Source organism: Paenibacillus sp. 01T442 (genome assembly GCF_056398345.1).
The window spans coordinates 47029-73568 of record NZ_JBFTPF010000024.1; the positions used below are offsets into that span (position 1 = coordinate 47029).

At 45.3% G+C, this 26540-nt stretch carries 11 protein-coding genes and 1 pseudogene; all 12 read right to left on the bottom strand.

The window, feature by feature from the left end:
- Positions 1-41: 41 nt before the first annotated feature.
- The 12 genes and pseudogenes from AC1DLM_RS19040 to AC1DLM_RS19095 all read right to left on the bottom strand — a co-directional run bounded on the left by AC1DLM_RS19040 (position 42) and on the right by AC1DLM_RS19095 (position 26528).
- Positions 42-4994 (bottom strand): chondroitinase-B domain-containing protein, encoded by a 4953-nt coding sequence (locus tag AC1DLM_RS19040; RefSeq protein WP_477570852.1) that lies wholly within the window; start codon positions 4992-4994, stop codon positions 42-44.
- Positions 4995-5398: 404 nt separating this feature from the next.
- Positions 5399-6850 carry a CBM96 family carbohydrate-binding protein gene (locus AC1DLM_RS19045; protein ID WP_477570853.1) on the bottom strand — a complete coding sequence of 484 codons (1452 nt, stop codon included), beginning with the start codon at positions 6848-6850 and terminating at the stop codon, positions 5399-5401.
- Positions 6851-7347: 497 nt separating this feature from the next.
- Positions 7348-8943, bottom strand: coding sequence for a type 2 periplasmic-binding domain-containing protein (locus tag AC1DLM_RS19050; RefSeq protein ID WP_477570854.1), 1596 nt, complete (start codon positions 8941-8943; stop codon positions 7348-7350).
- A gap of 68 nt (positions 8944-9011) precedes the next feature.
- On the bottom strand, positions 9012-9881 hold the full coding sequence (locus AC1DLM_RS19055; protein ID WP_441987229.1) for a carbohydrate ABC transporter permease: 870 nt from the start codon (positions 9879-9881) through the stop codon (positions 9012-9014).
- A 2-nt stretch (positions 9882-9883) separates the two neighbouring features.
- Entirely contained in the window at positions 9884-10789 is a 906-nt protein-coding gene (locus AC1DLM_RS19060; protein ID WP_477570855.1) for an ABC transporter permease, read from the bottom strand.
- A 274-nt stretch (positions 10790-11063) separates the two neighbouring features.
- Positions 11064-14291, bottom strand: coding sequence for a CBM96 family carbohydrate-binding protein (locus tag AC1DLM_RS19065; RefSeq protein ID WP_477570856.1), 3228 nt, complete (start codon positions 14289-14291; stop codon positions 11064-11066).
- Between the two features lie 566 nt (positions 14292-14857).
- A complete protein-coding gene (locus AC1DLM_RS19070; RefSeq protein ID WP_477570857.1) occupies positions 14858-16462 on the bottom strand; it encodes a response regulator in 1605 nt (534 codons plus the stop codon).
- 7 nt (positions 16463-16469) lie between these two features.
- Positions 16470-18305 carry a sensor histidine kinase gene (locus AC1DLM_RS19075; RefSeq protein WP_441987233.1) on the bottom strand — a complete coding sequence of 612 codons (1836 nt, stop codon included), beginning with the start codon at positions 18303-18305 and terminating at the stop codon, positions 16470-16472.
- A 384-nt stretch (positions 18306-18689) separates the two neighbouring features.
- Positions 18690-19818: pseudogene (locus tag AC1DLM_RS19080) on the bottom strand (protein adenylyltransferase SelO family protein).
- 34 nt (positions 19819-19852) lie between these two features.
- Positions 19853-20176: an oligopeptide/dipeptide ABC transporter ATP-binding protein gene (locus AC1DLM_RS19085; RefSeq protein ID WP_477570858.1), complete on the bottom strand. Its 324-nt coding sequence runs from the start codon at positions 20174-20176 to the stop codon at positions 19853-19855.
- A 124-nt stretch (positions 20177-20300) separates the two neighbouring features.
- Positions 20301-21344 (bottom strand): ATP-binding protein, encoded by a 1044-nt coding sequence (locus AC1DLM_RS19090; protein WP_477570859.1) that lies wholly within the window; start codon positions 21342-21344, stop codon positions 20301-20303.
- Between the two features lie 183 nt (positions 21345-21527).
- On the bottom strand, positions 21528-26528 hold the full coding sequence (locus AC1DLM_RS19095) for a polysaccharide lyase family 8 super-sandwich domain-containing protein (protein ID WP_477570860.1): 5001 nt from the start codon (positions 26526-26528) through the stop codon (positions 21528-21530).
- Between the last annotated feature and the right edge of the window lie 12 nt (positions 26529-26540).

The following is a 26540-nucleotide window of genomic DNA, read 5'->3' on the forward strand; positions in this document are numbered from 1 at the left end:
TTTATGTGTAATTGTGCATAAGATATGAGATCAAAATAACGTTATCGATCCAATAACCGCATAATAATCGTTACCGCTTCCGCCCTCGTTGCCTTAGCTAACGGCTCGAACGTATTTTGCTCACGACCGGTTACGAGCCCCAAGGAAACGGCTTGCGAAATGGCTGGCAATGCCCAAGCTGGAATTTGGGAACTGTCGCTAAACGACACTTGGGATGAAACTCCCCCTTGTTGATTATAAGCCCTAATTAGCATAGCAACCATTTCTGTTCGGTTGATCGGGTTATTAGGCCGCAAGGATTCGTCTTCATACCCTTGAAGAATGCCCGCTTTCAGCGCTGCCCCCAGCTCACCAACTGCCCAGGCTGGAATATCTGCCCCATCGGCAAACTTAGTTGCTGACGTTTCGGCCTTCAAACCAAGAGCTCGAACCAGCATGGCAGCGAATTGCATTCTCGTCATTGGCTCGTCAGGCTTGAAGCTGCCATCCGCGTAACCGTTCACGATGCCTTTGGCAGCAGCGCGAGAGATAACCTCCGACGCCCAATGTTTCGGCACATCAACAAATGATTGCTGTTTGGACGGATCTGTAGGACTTACAGGCGGTTTGCTCGGTTCCGGTATTGGCTTCGGCGTTGGTGTTGGTACAGGCGCTGGAGTATAACCCGATGAGGAATCCGATGAAGACGAACCACTTGCCGCTGGACGCTGTGCCAGTAGCGTGTAGGTTTTATGCACACCGGAAGGCATAGTAACATCCAGCAGAATTACGCTGCCTCTGACGGCAATGGCTAAAGGTCTGCTCTCGCTGCCGCTAATAACGGACTGCTGCGCACCACCGTCTACGCTCACTTGAATCGCAGCCCCCTGACCGATGGAAGTCGGCGTCAAAGTCAAGCTGTTGATCCCCGTTGGGACCGTCACTGTGTAGTAAGTGATCTCCGAACTGAATGCCGGTGCGATTGTCAGATTCGAACTAGTTTGAAGGCCACTTAAAGCTGGCTTATCCTCTTCAACCGGCACGTTCCGTCCTGCAGTTGGCCCAACATCGGCCGACGTTAGCGGCCGTTGCGTCAGCACGCTCGCAGGCACATATTCATCTGCTCCGACGTCGACTGTATTCGTCCGTCTTTGGCCGTCCATATCGTCTACCGGCAGGTACGGGCCTTTTGCTGCGTCAACCGCTAGACTTAATGGCGATAAACGGATCAGTCCGTCAATGCCACGGACTAGCTTCAGATCACCTTTGTACGTTGCGCTTACAACAGTCGCGGTAGCTGATACTACCGCAAGACCGTCGGTCATATTGCCGACATAATTGGGTCTGCCATCGGTAATATCTTTTTCATTGAATATAGTTCCCGCATTGCTGAAAATCACATTGTTATACACTTGCGTCCCCGTCGGCTCGAATGTCCGTTTCGCCATTTTCAGCGCGGAGGCTTTGCTGGCTAAATTAACAATCGTATTGTTAAAAATCTGTACGTTATATTGCCGCCAATGCCCGCGCAGCAATTCCTGCTGTCTTTCCGGTGACAAGCTCCTGAGCGGAGCGACATCATTCACGCCGATTCCCCAGCGGATCATCGGATTCGCGGAGCCATCTGGCCCGGCATCCTCCGTGCCGCCATCAACTTGAATGGCGTCGTCGGTCAAGCCTTCCATGTAATTGTTATAAATTTGATGATCATTCCCATAAATACGGAAGCCACTCGTTCCGGCTTTCTTGCCATCCGCAATGATGTAATTGCCGTAAAAGCTGTTGCGGTGACCGTGACGAGCCACCATACCCCCATAGGAATTCAAAACCGTGTTATACCGAATCGTATTGTCGCTGCTTTTCACCGACACGATCTCATCTTCACCGTTCAAGCCATCGAAAAGGTTGTATTGTATCGTAACGTGTCCTGGGGCTAATGAAAGTCCAGAGAGCCCTAGACGGATTGCCTCCAAGCCATTGCTCACGCGCGGACCGATATCATGGAAGTGATTGTATTCAATCACATCGTACTGCGAAACGGCATCCTTGCCATCATACGTTATCACAGCGCCAAAACCAGTTTTCGGCCCAATATCATTATACGCAATTCGGTTATGGCTTCCGGTGCCTTCTACCCGGATATAATGCCGGTCCGTCCCGCCATCCGTGAGTAATGCTGAGCCGGGTGTATGCGAAGTTTCCCCTGTGTAGACGGCACTGTTAGGGTCATATTCGCTGCCATAACGGCAGCTGTTCGCCACACCGATGACGCACCAGATGACCTTATTCACACTGTTTTCAACCTTGGTAAAACGGTATTTCTGCCCCGTTTCATCCAAGGCAAACGTGCTTCGCAGGATGGAGACATTGTTGGTGTCATACAGCTCCACACCAGGGTGCAACCCTTTTAATGAGTTTAAAATCTCCTCGGAAACACCTCGGCTTCGCAACGAATCCTCGCTATTCTCCGACCCGCCGCCCGAATGGAACGTAAGCCCTTCCACACTGACGTAGCTGGCATTCTGTATATACATATAGCTGTCCCCGGCGATAATCGCCTTCCCTTGCTCCACGGCCATCACCCTAATCGGTTGCGCAGCCGTTCCTTGCTTGTCCTTGATGATGAAAGGCCCTTGCTGCTCGTAGGTACCATTTTGCAATTCAATTGTCGTGCCTGGAGCAGCTTGGTCGAGCGCAGCCTGCAACTCGCTAGCCGTATTGACACGGACAACCTGAACCGGCGGCAGCGGATCTACTGGTTTATCCCCCGCTTGCGGCGGCCCTGTTGGCCCCGTCGGCTCATTCACTTCTGGGGGTGTTCCCGTGTAAAGCTCCACTTCAGTTATACTATTCCAACTGCTTGAGCTCCCTGACGCACTATTGCCATACCCAACCAAGCGTAAATAGCGGTAGGCTCCAGGCTGGCTCAGCACATAGGGCTGCAAAATACTGTCACCGACGCGAAGTGCCCGGCTGCTTCGTTTGGATAAAAGCACCGTCGATTGCTGGAAATCCGCCTGATTCGAGCCTAAGATTTCAAAGGAAGACACCCGGTCAATCGCATTCAGAAATGCAATGTTCAGATACGTTACTGTCTCAGGCTGCCCCATGTCAAACTGCAGCCACTCGCCTTGTCCCGAAGCCGACCAACGCACATCCGTATCCCAGATCCCGTCCACGACATTGGCCGGAATATTCGTTGTGTTCGGTTGGTACGAACTGCCGGTCACCGTGGTAGCGTTCATCGGAATGCGGCCGTTCGTTCCTTTGGCCGACAATCGATATGCTTGCAAAGCATACGTATTTATCGAACTGCCGCTGGAAGCGTTCACCTTCATTTTGTTAATCCCAGGCGTCATGGCAATCTGGTTCATATCGCCAACCGGCTGGTTCGCCACCGCGTTGTTCGTCAGCGTCGCATCCACGGAAATCCCTGCGTCTGCATGCGAATCCAAACGGATCGTGTCGGCATCCACAGGGACCGTCACCTCATAACCGTCTAGCTTGGTCGGTGAGAAAGAGGGTGTCATCCCCAGATGCCGACTGCCCGCCCAGACGTCCAAGGCAGATAGCTGAATGTCCGGCAATTTCTCTGCAAAGGTAAAATTCGAACCATTGGCAAGCGTCGCATCCGCTGCATAGTAAGTCTCCCCATGCAGGTTAACCTGGGTTAAAGGCAGAGACACGGCATCGCTGAAATCACCGCTGCTGCTCGTTAACAAAAGCCCGCCTGACGGAAGCATCCTTTGCGGAAATGCGACCTGCACAGTGCCAACATTACCCGTGTTCTGAGCCTTCCAAGTTCGTGTCGATCGCTTGAAGCCCGAGCCATAAGGAACAGCAGGCGCAGTGCTTTCATTATCTCCCCAAAGTAGGTACTGCTTATCGACCATAGCTTGTTTCGCGCTAATGATGATCTGCGATGCAGCCGGATCCTCACTGCTTCGGCTCGTATCCAGAGCTAACGCGCCTTCCTGATCCTTGGCAATTCCTGCTACGTTATTGTTAAATGCTGTGTTAAGTGTGGACGGCCACACCACTTGCGGAGACACCCCTGCCGAGACGTAATCCTTCCCTTTCAGAGGCGTTCCGAATTTGATGGCCATATACGTCTGCACTTGTTGATGCTGTGTAGCTGTCAGCGCATCATTAAATACAATCATTTCGCCCAATTGTCCGTCGTAACCGGAGCCAGCTTTTCCGGCTGGGAGAGTTGGGTCGACATCAGAACCAATGGCCATTGGATAGCTCCCGCTTCCTTTCATCGGAAGACGTGAAGCTGTTGAAGTCGCATACGTCTGGCCATCAAGCGTAACGGATTGGTAGACGTTGCCTGTCACTGGCTGCGAATCGAATTGAAATCCCCAGTTGTTAAATTGACGAAGGGGGACACTATACCCCGTTGAGAGCCGCGGATTACCCGTGGTAACATTCCCCGAATCCCATAAGACCTGAGGGGCAGGAGGAGGGCTACCAGATCCTACGAAGGGGATGTACGCTCCTAATCTCCCCTTATCTTGAAAATATTCATAAAATATTTTCGACGACTTGGTCGTCTCCGACAACCCGCCGGCCATCATATAAACGATCGCACGAGCTACGACTTCATCCTCAGCGAACAGCCCGTCCGCATCTACGAGGAGGCTGCCGTCACCTGCACGGATAAATTGCACCGCAGGCTGGAAATTCAGCGACGGATTGGAAGACACATATTGGGGCTTCGTCCGGGCTTTGTTGGCCCCCACCATCTTCGTTCCATCATTAATGAAATCATTCCCTTTCGGGCTGCTGTCCTTCCAAKCGGTAACTTCTCCATTTCCATTCACAGTCATGCTGGCCGGATCCGCTTTTAACCACAATTTCAGCAAGCTCTCATCTACGCCCCCCGGCGTTCCTGCCACAGCACTATCGGCTTGCGCTTTGGGGAAACCTGAAGGCAGCCCTCCTAAAGTTAAAGCGCTTGCAAGCAGCAAGCTGATTATCCTTTTCGTATATACACTTGATCCTTTCTTCAATTCAACATCACCTCTTCGTTATGATTTCACTCAACGGCAACAGGGCTGATTAGCGTACAAGCCATTACACTCATCATATGGAAACCCTTACAGATAGGAAATCGTCAAAACCCAAACTCATCATCAAAATCTGGAATGGCACTGATCAATATGTAGAATGAACGTGTAAATTAGGAAATCGTTCCGTGGATGACCTTTTGTTACTACTAAATACAGGTTGCTGTTCAACGACAAAAACCAGTTAACATTCGATTTTACGAATGTTAACTGGTTTTTACTTGTCCACGACATTGCCGCACTTGTAGTTACACATGGTCCAAGTCACATATTGGTAATCATGCTTTAAACGCTTGAACCCAGTTTCTAATGTATGACAAGTCCCCCATTATCAACAATCGCTTTGACTAGTTAGTAATTACCAATTGCGGTTTGTTTGTAGAATTTTCTTTACTGTTGAAATGAACACCAATATTCTGGGTTGTATTAGGTCCTGTTATTGCAAATGAAAATATTTGATATCCAGAACTTACTTCAGATTGAACAAAGTTGGTTACATCAAATTCATAATACTGGGATGTTGAAGTTACAGTCTTTGTAGATTGCAGCAATGTCGATATAACAGGTTTGTTATTGAAATTAATACCAGTCTCTGTCCAGCTATCATCACCGACTGCATATACATTTATCGTTGCATTCGAATCTGCCAACCCGTATATTCTAAGCTTTGCACTTGTTACATTGGATAAACCGGATGCAGTAAATTTCAAGTACCCTAATCTCTGATAATCTCCAGCTGCATCTTTAATTTCAACTGCAGTATCTGTTCCAAAATTTTGAGATGCATATGCTCCTCCTCTTACGTAGGCATCCGCAGTGGCACTATAAGTGGTTGATCCACCGCCGCCACTATAAGCAGCCATAGCCGCATTTATAGCTGAATAGAGTGAAGTACTGGCGGCAGTAGTATCTGACATGGATTCCCATACCATAATTCCACCGAGGCCCTCATTTAACGCAAGATTTGTTTTAGATGTGATTGTAGCTTTACCATTATAGTATTCAACTACACCATTATACGTGGAAAAATCCTTATTTGGAGCTTGTGAATCATTTGCGACTAAAACCTTATACGGGATAGCGTTTGGAGAGCTATAGAAAGGTACTCCCAATACAATTTTACTTGCTGCCAACCCACGGGTAACATTCCAATAATTCACTGAGTCTGCAGCTACCTGGTATGATGCACTTGCAGCACCTGTACCCTTGTCATAAGCCATAATATTAATCCAGTCGAAGGAGTTGAATGTTGAACTTAGAATAACATCAGCATTTGCTCCGTACGCATTAACAGCAGCAGTAAGCAACTTTCCAGCATTATGAATGGCTGTGCTCATTTGACTTACCAATGTGGCATAGTTTGCTGGATTATTGCCGCCTGCCGGGAATTCCCAATCGARATCAATTCCATCTAAGCCATACTGATTTATCGCGTTAATACAATTATTCACAAAATCCGTTCTGTATGAAGAATTTGTAGCAAATGCTGCGAAATTATCCGTACTTACTTGCTGCCCGCCACCAATAGATAAAAATATCTTCTTCCCTTGGGCATGTGCTTGTGAAACGAGAGAAGCAAAATTCGTAGGATTATCAATATTAAATCCCCCTGTTGCCGTAGGACGAGCAAATGCGTAATTAAGATGAGTCACCTTAGCGTAGGGAACCGCATTCATATCAGCAGTAGAAAAAACATAACCGACAACCTTGAAGTTCGCTGGAGCTGCAGCAAGGGCCATACTACTTCCTGACATCAAGAGACATAGAATAAATAGTGCTGTGAATAACCTTTTAGCCATATTATTACCTCCTATTAATTCTCAATTTTTTTTAAAAATTATGCGCATGCAAGACACGATACGGATTCTCATAATTCCATGATTTTCTCCTTTAATGTCACTTTTCTGAGCATTAAGGGATACTGTGCCTTTGAAATCGTACACCACCTTTTCATTGTCTGTTAAAAGTTGCGTTTTATCTGAATCCCTTCTTCGTGCTGTCATAGTTAATGACTATGTTTAGCCCGAACTACATCGCCTCCTGTTCGTGTTCAGACATGAAGAAGCCAGGCATCCTACATCAGACGTAGTTCAGTCCGCCAGCGTTAGTGCATAGCGGTGATCCTGCGCCGGTGGCGGCCGAGCACCGCGTTGTCTTCCTCGCCTTCGACGGCTTCGTCGATCGTCAGCAGTTTGCCGGCGATGACGACATACACCATCCGCAGAACGGTGCCGTACGGAAAAGTTTCGAGAGTCGCCTACCCTACACTTAAATCCATAATTAACCATTTATTATTTCATTTCTTTACTTTCACGAACCAATCTCTAGCGCGTTTCGTGACCTCATCACCGCCAGATTTGTTCCACTTATCAACAAACTCGTCAAATTTGCTTATTGGGTACTGACCGAGAATGATCTTTGATGCATATTCCACAAATAAAGTACGGTTACTAATATCGGGATAACCATCGTAGACGCTTTCTGGCATACCGTCGCCAGCTATAGCCTTGGCATATTTTTGTGCTTCCTGTATGTTTCGAATTCCTTGATCAACTGCCCACTTCCGATCGTCGGAAGCTGTATTTTTCAACAATTGCGCTGAGAAGTCTGCCGTTGCTACATCTTCATAAGGCACGAGAGGAAGGTTTTCCTGAGTACCTTTATCTTGCGGCAGTCTTACGGATTTGCCGTCCTTAGTMGTAGAATGCATACCTTCCACGCCGAGGTAAAGCGCATTCCAATTTTTCTTATCGTACATGTTGTTCAGCAATTTCATGACAGCCATCAGCTTCTTTTGATCTTTCGTGCTCTTAACTACCCAAACTGGATTTTGTACTTTTTTGATGGAATAAAAGCCTTGATAGCCTTGGACTTGGGGGAGCGGAAGTACAGAGAAATCAGCTTTCACGCCGGTGTTTTTGTAAATTGGTTCTAAACGCTCGAAGACAGTCTCTTCCCAATGGTAGTAGTTCCCCACCAAGCCGGTGTCAATTTTCGCCTCCCACTTCGCTTTGTCGTTCAGCAGGGCTTCTTTATCAATAAGTCCTTCTTTGTAAAGTTTTGTAGCGAATTCTAAAGCTGCCTTCATGTTCGGCGTTACGGCGGAATACGTCAATTTACCGTCATATACATCCCAATCCTGCTTGCCCCCGGACATCGCGACGCCGTACATGGCAAATAAATGGTTCATCCATGTTAATTGTTGACGGCCTCCTGTCGGAATTTCATCCTTCTTACCGTTACCGTTTGGATCTTTGTCACGGAATGCCTCAAGCACCTTCACATAGTCATCTTGCGTTTTTGGCATTTGCAACCCAAGCTTGTCGAGCCAATCTTTGCGAATGAGGCCAGCTTCTCTTTCATAATCCACGACACTTGGAATATAGTAAATTTTCCCTTGCCCCGTAGGATCGTTCGCTTTGACGATGTCCCACACATCTTTCGGTATCAGATTCCACAAGTTTGGCGCATATTTCGGAAGCAGTTCCGTTAAATCGGCAATCGCATCGTTCTTGGCCAAATTGGTTTCATTACCTTGAAAAGGCATGAACAGATCGGGCATCTCGCCTGCTGCTATTTTAAGATTCAATTGCTCCCTGTACGTGGTACCCCCGTTCCATTCCACGTAAGGATGAATGACACCTACACCGAGCAAATTCTTATAAAACTCATAAGTTTTGCTGCCTTTAGTAATCGGTTTGAAGCCAACATTCGTATACCACACTTCGAGATCGACGACTTCCTCTGCTTTGGGCGACGCGCTTTGAACTTGTGTTGTTGGTGTTGGTGTTGAAGACGTGTTTGAAGATTTCATCCCAGTGGTGCAACCAGATAAAGCTAATACACTTAGAGCGCTTACAACATGTAGAACCAGTAGTTTTTTGATTGCCATTTCTTGTTTCCCCCTTAAATTGTTGTCTGTATGTTTTAGGCTATAATAGCCTTAAAACCGGAAAGTATCTAACCCTTGACAGAGCCGAGCATGGCTCCCTTGACAAAATATTTTTGTAGGAATGGATAAACAGCAATAATCGGTATCATGGCAAAGATAACAGTAGCCGAACGCAAGGTTTGGTCATTGTAATCCAGGTTGGCAGTCGATGCTCTCGCTGGAATTAAAACATTGTCATCCGTAATAAATTGTCGCACCTTAATCTGCAGCGGGAACCAGTTCGTATCTTGTAGAAATAGAAGTGGATGTTGAAACTGATTCCATAACACGATGCCATAGAACAATGTCAAAGTAGCCAGCACCGCCTTGGAAAGTGGCAAAACAAATTGGAATAACATACGGAAGTAGCCACACCCTTCAATTTGGGCCGCTTCCTCTAACTCCTTCGAAAATTGCTTGAAAAACGTCCGCATGATGATCAGGTTGAATGGATTCAGAATATGCGGAACGATCAAAACCAATGGGTTGTTATACAGTCCAATGCTACGTAATGTCAAGAAGTATGGCACGATCGGTGCCTTGAAAATCATTGCGATTACCACACCAACCATAATCGCTGGCCCCCAGCGGAATTCTGTTTTCGATAACGGGTATGCAAATAATGCTGTCACGAGAAGTGCTAATACGGTACCAATTACCGTAGTGCTCAGCGTAAGAAAGAACGATTTCCACAAGTCAAAACGATCGATAATATGGCTCCAAGAAGAGAAAGTGAACTGCCTAGGCCAAATCGTAACCAGGTTCATTTCTACTGCGCTCTTCGAACTAAATGATGTCGAAATGACATTTAAGAGCGGAACAATAGCAATAAAGGACATGAAGAGCAGCAAAGTCGTCACGCCAGATCGAAATACTTTTTCCCATCTAGATTCTAACATGTTTACCACAGCCCTCCGTCAGACACTTTTTTCGACAATCGATTAAAGAAGTATATCAAGACAAATCCAATCACAGATTGGAATAAACCTACTGTTGTTGCAAAGCTATATTGTGCTTGCTGGATCCCCGTCCTGAACACGTACGTATCCAGAATATCCCCCACACTATACGTCATTGGCGTCAACAAATTAAACACTTGATCGAACCCTAAATCGAGAAAGTTCCCAATTTCGAGGAGGAATAGCACGAGCACKGTTGGTAGAAGCAATGGAAAAGTAATTAGTCGAATTTGTTTGTATCTCGAGGCCCCATCGATCATCGCCGATTCGTACAACTGGGGATCGATTGCGCTAATTGCGGCCATGTATACAACCGTTCCCCATCCTGCATCCCTCCAGATTGACGTCAACAGATAAACAGGACGAAAGTAAGCGCTCTCTTGCATGACAAGTGAAGGTTCATAGCCGAACCATTCAGTTATCGTGTTGTACATTCCCTGTAGAGAGAAAAAATCGAAAACAATGCCTGAGACGATAACCCACGATAAAAAATGGGGGAGGTACAGCGTCGTTTGGATCCCCTTCTTTAAAGCTGATTTACGAATCTCGTTGATCATAAGTGCCAGCAAGACAGGTATTGGAAACACGATCACGATTCGCAGAAAGCCGAGAATCATCGTATTTACAAACACTCGCTGAAAATCGGGATAATGAAACAGTTTATTGAAATTTGCTAACCCAACCCATGGACTGTCAATAAAGCCTTTAAACACCGAATAATCTTTGAATGCGATTACAGTACCTGCTAGGGGGACATATTTGAAAATAATTAGAAATGCAATCCCTGGAAGGGCCATCACATACAGCGGCCAATAAGCCTTAATTCCATACCTATGTTTGTTCTTCACCTTGCTTCCCCCTGTTGTACGGATAATGTTTACACTACTAACTATACGCTCAAAGCCAAAATCGCTCAAAGGGACGAATTTAAGGTTTAACTAGGTCATTTTATAGGGAAATTTAAAAGAAACCCTCAGACCTTTCGCTATATGTTGTCGAAAGAACCATTCTCTTTGACGACTGAACGGCCTTCGCGGATACATTGCTTTAAAGACGCTTCCTATTGGGAACCGCCATGAAGCAAACAAGCCTCCGGTTAGCCGGAGGCTTGTTACTTCATGCTTATTTATTTCGATCTAGCAGCTTGTAGATGACCGCTGCTGCTTGCGCTCGCGACGTCTGCTGCTTCGGTCCGAACGTGCCGTCCGTGAAGCCGTCGATTAGACCGGCCAGCTTCATCTCATTCACCGCATTGGCCGCGTAGGCCGCGATCACAGCGGAGTCCTTAAACAACGCAGACGTTCCCGTTCCGCCAAGCTTCACGCCTGCGGCTGCCGCCGCACGGGACAACATGACCGCCATATCTTCCCTCGTAATCGTCTCATTGGCGCCGAACGTGCCGTCCTCCTTGCCCTTCGTGATGCCGAGCTTCTCGGCTAGCGCGACCACCTGGTAATACCAGGCATCGGTCCTGATGTCCTTGAAGCTTGATGTCGCCCGCTCATCGTTCAACTCGAGAGCAGCAAGCAGCAGCTTTAGGAATTCCGCTCTCGTAACCGATCGGTTCGGCTCGAATAAACCGGAGTCCGTTCCCGCAATGATCTCGCGAGCGGCGAGCGATTCAATCATAGTACGCGCCCACGATGCCTGATAGAGATCACTCAATATTACATGGTTATACCCGACAGCATAGTGACTAAAGTGCTGCGGTGCGAAGCTAACCGTTCCACTGGCTGCGTCGTACTCCGCGTTCTTGACGATCACAAGTTTGCCATCGTCGCCGATGTAATAGACGACGATCTCATGCCCATTCTCCCCTTGTTGCAGATTATACTTAACGCTGACCGTCACCGATCCTGCGCTGTCGAAGCGGCTGATCTTCGTGCCGTCGACCATCAGATCAAAATCGAACACGGGATGGCTGCCGACTTGTCTTTGTACGCTTGCCGGAAGCTTAGACGTATCGACCTTCTCGATGATCACCGACATTTCCTTGGTTCCCGGCGGCAATAGACCGTCGGAGGGCTTCGCTGAGAAGACCAGAGTGGCGCCCGAGGCGCTCAAGGCGATGTGCGAAATGCTGCCCGAAGCGAGCGCTTCTTGAAGCGGCAGCGTCACCTCTGTCTTGCCTGGTGCAGATACATCCGATTGAACCTCAATGTTTAGCTTGCCGTCCGAAGCAGCCGCCACAGCTTGCTTCATCGTGTCCGCCTTCAACGTCGCCTGCATCGCACCATTTGCGCCGGCAGTCGCCTTAACGGTAATCGTGCCGGCTGTTACTTGGGCGCTGCCGTTTCTGTCCGTATTGCTGCTTGAGCTACTGCTGTTCCCGTTTCCGCCGCTTGTGCCAGAGCCGTCCGTCGTCGCAAATGCGAAAGCAGACGCTTCGGATTGGCCCGCCACGTTGATTGCTGTTACTTTATAGTAATAACTCGTGCCGCTCTCAAGCCCAGTATCGGTATAGGTCGTCTCGACAACGAGATCGCTGTTGACCTTCGCATACGTTCCCGTCTGCGAAGTCGAGCGATAGACCGCATAACTGACTGTGTCGTCGGAAGGCGACCAATTCAGTTGAATGCTCGTCTTACCCGCCGATTGCGCTGTTAAACCCGTCGGCGCATTCGGCAGTTGAACAACCGGCGCTTCCGTCACCGTTACGGTAGCCGTTGCTGTGTAACCGCCGTCGGCCGTCGTTGCTGTAATGACTGCCGTGCCCACTGCAACTGCCGTCACGAGGCCGTCCGTACCTACCGTCGCGACCGACTCATTGTTGGACGTCCAAGTCACGGCACTTTTCGTCGCATCCTCAGGTTCTACCGTCGCCGTTAATGTTTCCTTACTGCCAGCCGTCAGGGCGAGCGTGTTTTTGTTCAGGCTTACACCCGTCTCCGGTACAGGTGCTGTAATGACCAATTGCGGCTTGTTGGCAGAATTCTCTTTACTATTGAAATGAACACCTACATTTTGTGTGATATGAGGTCCTGTTATAGTAAATGAGAAGAGGCTATCTCCAGAAATAACCTTAGATTTAACAAAGTTCGTTACATCAAATTCATAATACTGGGCTGATGAACCTATAGTCTGCGTAGACTGCAAAGTTGATGCAGTAGGCTTATTCGTAAAATTAATACCTGTCTCTGTCCAGCTATTATTGTTGACCCCATATACACTTACAGTTGCAGTTGAATCTGCATACCCGTAAATTCTAATCTTCGCACTTGTGACATTCGTTAGATTGGCTGCAGTAAATTGCAAGTATCCCTCTCTCACGAAATCCTCGGAGGCATCTTTCACTTCAATGGTCGTTGATGTCCCAAAATTTTGAGATGCATAGATTCCGCCTCTGACGTAGGTATCCGCTGTTACAGAATAAGAGGTTGATTTTTCAATGCCGCCACCGCTATAAGCAGCCATTGCATCTTTGATAGCGGAAAAGAGTGACGTACTGGCATCATTCGTATCTTTCATGGATTCCCAGACCATCATCCCTCCGAGGCCCTTACTTAACGCAAGATTGGTTTTGGAAATAATTTGAGCTTTACCATTATAATATTCAACTACGCCATTATACGTGGAAGAATCCTTATTGGGGGCCTCTGAATCATTTTGAACTAAGTCATTATACGAGATAAAATTGGGAGTGCTGTAAAAAGGCACACCCAACACTGTTTTTTTTGCTGGTAATCCGCGACCAGCCCAATAATTCAAGGCAGTCGTTGCTACCTGATAATTGGCTTTGGTGGCAGGATCAGACCCTTTGTCATAAGCCATAATATTAATCCAGTCAAAAGAACTAAACGTTGAACTCAGAATAACATCAGCATTTGGCCCGTAAGCATTAACAGCAGCAGTAAGCAGTTTTCCAGCATTATGGATAGCTGTGCTTAATTCACTGATCAACAAGGTAAAGTTTGCCGGATTATCGCCGCCGGCCGGGAATTCCCAGTCCATATCAATCCCGTCTAAGCTATACTGGTTGATAACATCCATACAATTGTTCACAAAATCTGTCCTGTATTGGGGATTTGCAGCGAAAGTTGCGAAATTATCCGTACTTACTTGCTGCCCCCCGCCAATCGCTAAAAAGATCTTCTTCCCTTCGGCACGTGATTTTGTAACGAGAGCAGCAAAATTCGAAGGGTTATCAATATTAAATCCCCCGGTTGCCGTAGGACGAGCAAAAGAATAATTAATATGCGTCACCTTAGCGTACGGAACCGCATTGACATCAGCATTTGAAAAAACATAACCGACAATCTTGAAGTTTGCCGGAGCTGCAGCAAAAACCAGATTCCCCCCTGACATCAACAGACATAGAACAATTAGAACCGACATTAACCTTTTAAGCATCTTAATACCTCCTATGAATTTCAATTTTTCTCGTTGTATGCATGTCCAGACAGTATATAGCTATTCGCGCCGACCATGTGGCATAGCTAACTTCTCCTCCTGTTCCTTTTCTTGCATCCCCCTGATGATTGGTTAATGAGTACGCTTACAATACTATACTCTCGATGTCAAAATCGCTCAAAGGGACGAATTTAAGGTTTTACTAGGTCATTTTATAGGGAATTTTAAAAAGCCCCTTCGCTATACATTAAATTGTGATTCTAAACGCGGATGCTTGGAATGATAAGCTACGAGAATTGTAAAAGGATTACGTCGAACCGAATTATAGCAACACTTGTCGGTTATTTGACCGTCGCCCTGTTTAATCGTGCCTTTAAGCGTCATACTACTACAACTCCTACAGAATTCCGCAGGCTGCATCAGATCATTAAATAGCCAAAGAAGCCCAAATCCACTGCAGTCGCGGATAGGGCTTCTTGAATGTCTAACGTCATCCGTCTCGGTTTACAATGGTGAAACTCACGCTGCCACTTTTCGCAGATTGTAGTTACCTTCAACTACTCTTATCAGATTCGAGGTGGATTTTTACGATATTCGCTGGGCTTGATGCCTGTTATTTTCTCAAACAGTCGGGAAAAATATTGCGTGTCTACGTATCCAACCATCTGACAAATCTCATACACTTTTAGTTCCGTTTTCTCTAACAATTCTTTGGATTTATTAATGCGGATCTGCGTCAAATAATTCAGATACGTATCGCCTGTTTTCTGTTTAAACAACTGGCTCAAATAATAAGGATTCAGGAAAAAACGTGCCGATAACTCTGCCAAGCCGATGGATTCATCATAATGAGCCGCGACATAATCTTTGATTTCGGCGATAACATCTTTCTTCTCCGGAATTTTATACTMTTGTTTGAGTGCCAATATCGCACGGACGACCTCAATCATCCACTCCTCCAGTTCAGAAAGTGTTCGAAACCGGGACATTTCATCMAGTGAAGGTATATGTCGTCCCAAAAAATCATTCATTTGCCATGGTTGGAACGACATTTTTCGGATGCTAGATAATAAAATGTTCAAGCATTGCAGCTTGAGATCAGCGGGACTCAAGCCTTTCTCGACTGCCATCTGACAGAAAATGTCGTGGATGATCGACATGGAGCCACCTTCATCCATTTTATCCAGATTGGTTTCCAACTTGATAATGGTCTCCTCTGGAACTGGTAGACGTCGCTTTACCATGTGCAACACTTCTGAGTAGAGTATCACTGATCCCTTTCCTTTGATGAGCATATAGCTCAATGCGTGGCGTGCTTCCTCAAAGGAAGTGCTGATCCCCGCCGTACGCTCCTGAACAGTTCCGATACCAATCGTAACATTCAATTTCTGTTCGAGATGCAAAGTTTCTTTTAGACTATAAAAGGAATGATGCAGTTCATCGCTCGCAAGTACGCTACCCATTTGCATCACGATGACGGCAAGTTGCGATCCTCCATATCGGAATCGGTATACTCTGTCATATTGCTTTAACACTTGATCGATCTTGAAATATACTTGTTCCAACCTGGATTCTTTGAAAACACCCGAAGGCAACGAACTGGCTACGTAACTTTCGAATTCTAGCAACGCGCACACGTACTTCATGTTATCATTTGGCATCCCAATCAGTCGCAGCAGCTCGTCCTCGTGATCGGATGGATCGCCTCCTGCATCCAATAGATCCCTTAGCAGATTTTCCGCCAACCGGCTATGAACCTCCTGTTTAAGGTGGTCAATTTCCTTTGTTTTGGCTTGTTCCTCACGAACAGTAGCCATCACTCGATAAACACAATCGCTCAGTTCATCCTCTTCTACAGGCTTGTTCAAATAAAACTGAACGCCTAACTGCATGCCTTTGCGAGCGTATTCAAAATCAGCATAACCGCTGAGGATAATGAACTTAGACAGACACCCTTGATCTTTCAACGATTGAATCATGTCTAACCCATCCGCTTGTGGCATTCGAATATCCGTCAGGACAATGTCTGGTTGACTCTCCATTATTAATTTGGCGCCTTCGATGCCATTGTAGGCTTGACCTATTACCTCGCATTCCGGGATATAACGGGAGATCATTTTTTTTAGTCCTTCTACTAAACCTTTTTCATCTTCCACTAGAAACAACTTCACAATGCAATCATTCCTTTCCCTGACCATTCTGTATGGGGATACAAATCTCCACCGTCGTTCCGCTTCCGTAATCCGAATGAACAGATAGTTCATAACGGTCTCCATACTGCAGGTTGATGCGCTCAGCTATATTCTTTAATCCGAGACCTGTTTTGGAGGACTCGTCTTCTTGCTCCAGCTTGTATTTATCCGACTTTGCGATTGCCAAAAGAGCTTGAATCTCCTCCAATTTATCAGGTGATACACCGATACCGTCATCCGAAATGCGGATTCGCATCGAGTCCCCCTCCTGCCATTCTCCTTCAATACGAATATGCAATGTACGACCATAATTTTGAAATCCATGATTTACACTATTCTCGACAATTGGCTGGAATACCAACGGAATAATGTGGCATGTTGTCATTTCTTCGGGCATACGGATGTCCAGTTGAAACTGGTTATCAAAGCGAATGTTTTGTAGTTGCAAATAATTTACCGTATATTCCAATTCGTGCTTGACCAAGTGGCGAGTACCTTCTTTTCCGAGAGCCAGACGAAACATTTTGGCAAGAATCTTGATCATGCTCGCAATTTCTTCTTCCTCTTTCACCAACGCTTTCATTCGGATCGACTCTAAAGTGTTGTACAGCATGTGAGGATTGATTTGGTTCTGTAGTGCCAAAAACTTTGCCTTTCGTCGTTTAATTTCAGCCAAATACACATCTTCTATCAGTTCGCGGATGGTGACAATCATTTTGTTGTAACTATGGACCAAATTGCCGATTTCATCTTTCGACTGCACTTTATCAATGGGCAAGTAATGTCCGAGTTCAGCTTGTTTCATGTTTCTGCGCAGCGCAATAATCGGACGCGTAATCGTATAACTCAATCCGAATGAGAACACAGACATTATTAGAACACCGGTTAGCAAAACGTAAACGGTCACCACTTTAATTTTACTTATTTTGAGCAAGAGCTTTTTTCGGGGGATCTCCGTCTTTACAATAAGTTTCCCCAATTGTGTGCTGCCGGAAACAACAATCCGATCTGCGTTACTAGCGTCTTGTGTGTAGTTTGTTTCTGTCTCCCGCACTTGGTTCCATGTCAAACGCCCGCTTGCGGCATCCGAATGATAGACGGTTTGTCCTAACGAATTGCTGATAATGACAGTGATTCCATATTTGTCGCGAGCCGAGTCGAAATCCTGGTTCAACTCCAGCAAAGTGGAAGGATCAAGATCGATAAGTAACATCCCAGCATATGCGCCATCGGAACGTAACAACATTCTGCCTACCGTGACGACACCGCCGTCTCCTTTATCCCTATAATAAGAACGATCATGTAGACCTGTTATGAAGAATGTTTCCTCCAATTGACGTGAACGCTGGTACCATGTTTGTGTCAACAATGTCGCTTCATCTACCACATTGGTCGAGCTCGTATATTGATAAACGGTGTTGTCATGGCTGATCAACATCAAGCTTCCAATTTCTGGCTTAAGGAGCGCGACACGAAGCAACATATGCTGAATAGATTCTTTACGGGCAACCAATTCATCGATGGAAAGTTCTTGTTTCTTCCCAATTTGATTGATCATTTCGCTATCGACCAAAACTGATTTTGTGATTTTGTCATATTCGACCATGAGATTGTTTAAGGAAGATTCGATTTGTGAGGTGTATAACGCAGCGAATTCCTGCGAGGAATCTTGCAAGTCAGATACAGATTGGCGATAAATTCCGACGCTTACGACTAGCATCGGTATGACGCACCCCAGCAAGTATCCGACCATTAGTTTATTTTGCAATTTCATGTTTCTGATCAAGGAAGTCCCTTGCCAAAACCATTCAATTAGTTTCATGTGACTCCTTTCGAACCACCAAAGTATTTCTCCATTATACATCTTAAACGAGGAAGAACTCTATAATAAGATGAACGAATTGTTGTGGATGGCCAACTTAACAGAAAACACCCTTCTTGTTTGGTATCATGTAATTTTCGAGCAACCAAGCCAACAAAGAAAGGTGTTGTAATTCAAAATGCTATACCAAAAGTCATTGGCTGGGCCATAAGTATTTCCCTTCGGTATGTTATGGTCGTTTCTCCAATAGTAACATACACGTTCTTGAAGGAACATTACAGGAAAATGAAAGGCAACAATATTGCTAAAAAGCCTTACGATAAATCGTAAGGCCCTACATTCATTTTTAACTAATAAGATTAAGATGCAATATATAGTTCATTCTCAAGTACTGCAAAAAGTACGGTAAGGACAGGCAGTTAAATCAGCTGGACTGACATAATCAACCTGTTCAGGTGAATATGCGAAGGGGTTTGAAAGAACCTCCAACAGCCGCTCCATCACCGTGTAGTCTCCTTGATTGACCGCGGATGTTAAAGCTTCTTCTACCGGATGGTTACGCGGGATGATTACTGGTTTATGTTTCCTCATTAATAGATGCGAGTCAGCTTTCGTTTCATGTTGACTACTTAATCTAGCCTGCCATCGTTCATACCACTGCCTGAAATCGAATTTGTCATTCATAAACGTATCCTCAGGCAGATCCAAAGTTAAAGCACGAAATGTATTCGTGTAATCCGCACGATACGTTTTCATCAAATTGAGAATTCCTTCAATCAGTGATTCATCCTCTATTTCTTCTTTAAATATCCTCAATTTGGATCTCATGCCCGTTAGCCAATTGGCGTGATATTGCTCGGAAAAGTGCGCAATCTCATCCGCGATCAGTTGGGCACCCTGCTTTTCATCTTCATGCAGTAAGGGTAAATGTGTTTCAGCAAATATAGTGAAATTCCAAGCAGCCATTTCCGGCTGTTTACCAAAGGCATAGTGGCCCTCCGTGTCACTGGTGCTGAATACCGTCTCTGGATCATAGGCTTCCAAAAAGGCACAAGGACCATAATCAATGGTTTCTCCATTGACCGCTATGTTATCTGTGTTCATTACTCCGTGAACAAAACCAACGAACTGCCACTGGACAATTAATTGCGCTTGGCACTTAGTTACTTCTTGCAGCATCGCTAGATAGCGGTTCTCAGCACCATCAGCCTCTCGGAAATGTCTGGCTAACGTGTAATCAGCAAGCGCTCGGAGCTCATCCACCGTGACAAATTCCGAAGCATATTGAAAATTTGCAAAGCGAATATGACTGGCGGCGRCACGGGTTAGAATCGCACCTTCGCAACACATCCTCATCCAACCCCAAGGTTGCTCCCAATGGAGCATTCAGTATAACTAACTTCGGAGAGCTTACAGGAGTTGGATTCATCTTGGTATAAAAGAAACTAGGCAACTGCGAATAGCTGTTGTCGAAGTTCCATCCTGCATCTTTCTTTGCTTGTTTGTCTGACATCGTGTTCCTTCTCATGCAGCTTTACTACTTCGATTTACAAAGGGTAATGGCAGGCAGGCCAGTGCCCTTCCCTGATTTGCAATAAGTCGGGCTGCACTTCTTTACACGTTGCGGTTGCCGCTGGGCAGCGCGTGTGAAATCTAAAGCCAGACGGGGGATTCGCAGGAGAAGGGGGTTCCCCTTCGATCTCGATCCACGCTCTTTTTTGCGAGGGATCCATCGATGGTATAGAAGAAAGCAAACCCTTCGTGTAAGGATGGGAAGGATGGAGAAACAGCTCCTCGCTAGGTGCGATTTCAACCAGTTTCCCCAAGTACATCACACCGCTTGTAAGTTTCAAAGAATAAAAAAATAGCATGGATTCAATGATCCATGCTTCCGGATGACCAGTCAGCTTATAATTCCGATTAATTCAATGTGTTTTATAAGTTTTAAACTATTATTGTTCTCCACTATTGTCAACCCATGCTAAAAATATTTGTTTATATATGATATCTTGAGTTAATAGGCAGTGCTATTTCAACGGTAGTCCCCTGATTAATTAGGCTCAGAATAGACAATTTACCACCATGCGCTTCCACAATTCGCTTACAAACCATGAGTCCTAAACCGGTTCCATTCGCCTTTGTTGTGAAAAATGGCTCACCTAACTGGGCTAGTTTTTCTGCAGAAATGCCTATACCTTGATCTTTAACACAAATAATCAAGTCTTGATTCAATCGATTTCTGCACGTTATTTGTATCTCCCCCCCACTTTCCATAGACTCTATCGCATTCTTCAAGACATTAATTAATACTTGTTTGATTTGGTCAGGTATACAAGTTATGACAGGTATTTCTGGATCCATATCTAATTGTATTTGAACATTATACAGAAGCGCATGCGGTTGCAAGAAACTAATGACACTCTGAACAAGCTCTATTACCCTGCTTTCTATGTAATGACTTAGATGTGGCTTGGCTAGCATCATAAATTCATTGACAACATAATTGATATGTTCAAGTTCTTCCATCATAACGTCAACATAGTCTGTATTTTTATACTTAAGTAATTGTACAAACCCTTTCAAGGAAGTCAATGGATTTCGAATATCATGTGCGATACCAGCAGCCAATTGACCAATCAAAGCTAATTTTTCAGACCTAATCATCGTTTCTTCAGCTTTCTTCTTTTCGCTAATATCCCTTTCCACACCAACAAATCCAATGACCACCCCATCTGAATCTTTCACAGGAGAAACAGTTACACTCGCATAAAATGTAGATCCATCTTTTCTAAGTTTTAGAGTTTCGAAATCCCTGATTTGCTCGCCGTTTATTAATGATTGATATAGTCTAAGCGCATCTTCTTTGTACTCATCAGGAGTCATCGGCAATACTTGCCCGATAGCCTCTTCCCTCGTCCACCCGTGCAACTCTTCAAATTTCGTATTAACCTCTAACACTACGCCATTTAAATCAACAATTACAATCCCATCAGAGGTTAAGTTCATTAGGGAATTGATTACATATTCTTTCAGTCTCATAAGTAATCGTCTCCCATTTATTCTATTGATTTTGGTTTGTATTCTTCTCCAATTGGCAAAATCCTCTATTAAGCATTCATTAATTTATGGGTTTGTTTGAATCGACAAAATCAGACAGTCCATCTACCTTTTGGGAACAAAGAAAAGAGGCAGCCGCTCTCACGGCTACCTCTTTTTGTTGATTTATTGCTTCCCAAGAAACTTGTATAACGCTTCAGCCGTTTCCATACGTAAAGCTGTGGAAGTAGGAGAGAAGCGCTCTTTCGAGATGCCTGAAAGAATGCCTAGCTCGATCGCTTTATTCACATCTTCTAATGCCCATGCGGAAATTTCGCTTTGATCTGCATAGTCATCAAGTTTACGATTGATTGATGTATAGTTGCCATTCCTATACTCATAAGCTCTGACTAGTAAGATCGCCATCTGTTCACGTGTCATTTCCGCATTCGGATCGAATGTCTGTTCAGTAACGCCGGTGACCAAACCGGCTCGACTTGCTGTAGCAACATCTTGGGCATACCAGGCATCTGACTGAACATCTTCGAATTCCGAAGTCATTGTTGCCTGCTTCTTCAAATGCAAGGCACGAACCAATAAGGCAGTAAATTGTGCTCTCGTCGTTTTCCCATTGGGGTTAAATTCACCCAACGTTACGCCTTCAATGATATGTTTCGCTGACAATACTTGCACAGCTCGTGAGGCCCAATGTGATTCAGGCATATCATCAAACTTCTTATCATACGCCAGTACTGTGTAAATGCCCGGCTGGTCCGGCATGAATGTAGCTGATTTAGACGAGAGATCAATTGTTCCACCTACGTATTCCCATTTCCCGCTCATTTTATCATAATGATATACACCAAGCAGCGCTGGATCCTTACCTGCAGGATCAAATGGCAAAACAATGTCAACTCCGGATTGGAGCTCATTGGCTGACCACATTTCACCAGCCTCAGACCGTATGCGTAGTGCAAATTCAATAACTTGACTTGCTAAATTCACACGAACTGCTGGATCTATTGCACCTGCCTGCAAAATGGAAGGCTCTAAGATGGGCCGCGCCGTAATATCTAGTATTGTTTGACTACCATCGCCAATTACTCTCTCCTTGAGCGCTTTTACTACTTCAGGCTGAACGGTAATCTGAGCTGTCACTCCGTGAACTTGTAGAGGAACATTCGGAATCAGCTTCGTTGGCACGGAGACTGTATCCTTGTCACGTCCCATTTCTACAGTAGCTTTATTATCTTTCACAATGACGGTATCTGGTTTATCCGTTGGTTCTGGCCCCGTTGGTTTAGAATCTGTTGGTTCAGGCTCTGTTGGCTCCGGATCCGTTGTGCTAGATCCCGTTTCTTCTTCAGGTTCAGGTACCACTTGCAAGGAGATATGCTGAGATTTCCCCATCGAATCCTGTACATTTACTTTGAATTTCAAAGTAGGGCTAAGCGTTTGAATCTCTATGCGATTATCCTTGCTAATCACGTGCTGAGCAGGCTTATCTAACTCAATTTCAATGAATCCATTATTCTCCAGCGTTGGATCAGCAACTGAAATCTCATATACACCAGTAATTTTGTTTCCATGCATCATGACCGATGCTTGGCTATTTGACGTTAAGCCGTCAACGGAAGTCATTTTATCCTTCCAGAAATTGAAACCAGTCATGCCCAGCTTGTTCTCACGAACCGCTTGAACGTCCTCCGAATTAGCCAGAACCGTGTAATCCGGAGACGAAGCATACGCTGAGGTTTCGCTCTTGCTCGCATTAGGCAGGATAGCATATTGATAGCTATCATTGGTTGGATTCGAACCATGATCAAACCACATGGTCAAATAATTATTTTTTAACAGCTCCGTAGGTACCGTTGTTTCAGGCGGATTGCTCAGGCTTGTATCCGAATATCGGCCTTCTTGTTCTGCGCGCATCAGTTTAAGTGATTGTGTACCCGGGAAAACGTAGCCTACATCGGCACCAGTCACATTGCCTTGCAAATGAACCCATTCGGGATGCTCAAGCGTTTCTTCCCCAAAGAATCCATTCTTGGGCTCCCCATTCACATAAAGTTCATTCGTATTATTTCCAGAGAGCTTGCGTTGTTCTACGATCGACTCTACGCGCTTATTATCTGTACTTGAAATATCCGAACCTAAGGCAATTATTTCATTATCAAAAGTAAACCACGACTTATTCGCTTTCAGCTGTGTGCCATTCTGAATTAAATTCATGCCCGTAACACCATATTTACCTAATACCGCGCCACCAGCCCAGGCGTTCGCAGGAGATGATTCCCCATCGCCATATTGGTACTGGTCTGACGTTCTAGGTCTAACAACGACGGTTGTACCTGGTAAACGATACCAATTAAGCGTTGCCCAATAATTATCCGTGTATTGCGATAAATCATTGTTGTACAGATAGGTCATGCCATCACCGGTATACCAGCCTTTCGCATTTTCACCATTCGTTAATTCGTAGGTTGCGATTCGCTTCGAACTCTTACTTACGCCAAATAGATAGCCATCACCTACATGTATGCTGCGAGCCATCGCGTTCATTTCAAAATGTTCTGGCAGTTCAGCTATAGGTTGAATAGCTGGGTCTTCCATCCATTCTTTAATCGTATCCGCCAAATCAAAAGGAAGTTGACTGTATGTCAGCCCTCTAGCCAGAAGAAACTGGAAGTGATATTTAATGAAGCTTTTTAAATAGGCAGCCCTGGCCTCTGAAGCTGTTTGCGCGATACGGGACATACCGATTAAAATATTTTGGCCTGATCCATAGGCATCTAAGCCCTTCCTAACGATCGCACGTCCACGTGTCATATCCAAGATCTGACCTTTGTACATGACCGGAGCATATCCTTCTTGAATCCATCGATAAACATGCTCTACCTCAGGAACGACAGGCTGCCAAGTGCTCCCATTCAATAACAGCAGCAAATTGCCCATCCCATTAATAAGCACTTCACCATAACTACCTGTATAAGCAATTTTGCTATGCTGAATAAATGAACCATCCTCATAGAAACCATCGCCCGTTGTCACATAATCAAAAAGAGGCGTCAGTCCATCACGCGCATGAATAAGACGATCATAGTTTTTCTCAACAAGACCCAATCTCGTTTCAATCAACATAATATCTGAACGATTGGCCCCTACCTGTGTAAAAGTAGGTAAACTTACATCTCCAATGTAATGATCGATGCTTGCTGTATTTCTGGCAATTTGCTCTGGCGTCAAATCGTCATACATGAGGATAAGAATATCCGCTAAGCGAGTTGGAGTACCGATATCCCAGTTCCACCAATTCCCAAACTCCACCCCTGTGTTCGTGTATAGATGATCTAGCATCCAATCCATAGCTTGAAGAATATCTGCCTTTAACGCAGGGTTGTTCGTGAGCTGTGTTCCCTTCGTTGCATATGACTGTGCCATCGCTTTCAAGCGTGTATAGTGATCGAGTACGAACGTTGAATCCGAAGCGGAAGGCACTAATTCTGTCCATAGCGTCGTACTGGCACCATTCAATTGCATACTATCCCAATACAATTGTGCTTTAACTGCATTGTTATCAATTCTGCTTTTGATCTCACTATTAGTAACGTCTAGAGAGTCTTTGCCCGTAATCGTTTCCTTCCAGCGAATTCTAAGCTTATCGTATTCTTGCGGATCCTTCAGCACGGGAGCCTTAACTTCAATCGTAGCCGATGCTTGCTTACCATTGGAAGAAGTTGCTGTGATGGTTGCCGTGCCTACTTTCAATGCCCTTGCAAGTCCATTCTCATCAACACGAATAATACTTGAATTAGTAGATTGCCATGTCAGCAGCTTATCTGTTGCGTTAGCTGGCTCAACGACAGCTTCCAATTGCAAGGTATCATAGTTGGTCATTTGCAATGGCGCATTCGTAAAACTTACACTTGTAAGAGGAATAAACGGTGTTACGGTTACCGCTGTATGACTTGTAAGCGCATCGTTTAATTCCGATGTAGCCGTAATCGTTGCATGGCCTTCACCAATTCCGGTTACGATTCCATTCGTATCTACGGTTGCAATAGTCGTATTAGATGATTGCCAAATCAGCTTTTTATTCGTAGCGTTATCAGGTTGGAATGTGACCTGTAACKGAAGGGTTTTCCCTTCAACCAAGGAAGCTTGGTTGGGTAAGGTAATGTTGGTCAATAGGACTGGTTTGGTGACGGTTATCGGAATCGTTTTCGTGAATGCGCCTCCATAAGTGCTTACCGTAACGGTCGTGTTGCCCTCCTTTACTGCGCTAACCAAGCCATAAGTGACGGTAGCAACGGTTGGATCGCCCACATGCCATAAGAAACGTTGATCAGATGCATCTACTGGTAKGGTAGTTGCCGTGATGGTGGAACTGGACGTCTCTGCTAATTCAAGTGCATCAAGCGAGGTAGTTAGACCTGACACGGGTACATAATCCGAGAGTTTTAAATCGTCCACATACCACTCACCCAGAACTCCACTTTTAAAATATTGATACAAATAGATATGTCTGATATTCAACCATGCCGCTGGAAGTGAGGCTTCTCCTAGAAGTTGATCATTAGCAAAGTAACTAATTTTTCTGGAAGCGTTATCAATAAATAGTTTCAAACGGTACCACGTATTGGCTTCATAGTTGGCCAACACTAGATTATTCGCATCCCTTATTTTCCCTGTGTTATCAAACGAAATGACAGAGACATTCGTTGTTGCCGAGGCAGGAACGGGCGCATTTAAACTTCTGAATTGAATATCCCTGCGATGCTGGGTACTATTCATATAGACGGAAGCTTCGAACACAAGATTACCCGAAATCCCGGTATTTCCTGCTACGGATCCGCCTAAGTTGTTTCTACCGGTATTGATGTTTGTGGCATTGGAAACCATCTTGAGACTGTAATCCGTACGTAATGGAGCTTGTGTCATCATGACATAATCTGTATTAGCAGCAGAATTATAAGTCCCCCAGGCGCCTCCAATCGTGCCATTGTACGTTGTCCCATTGTATATCTTTGTGTCTTTCGCAGTTGTACTTTCATCATAATTCACACTAACATGCACGGTAGCAGCAGCCATAGACCTTGGCAACCCACCGCCCCCTGGAAACCCAATTGAGAAACATATCGCAACAACCATGACACTAGCTAACCATTTCTTGAATGATAGAACCATACATGACCTCCA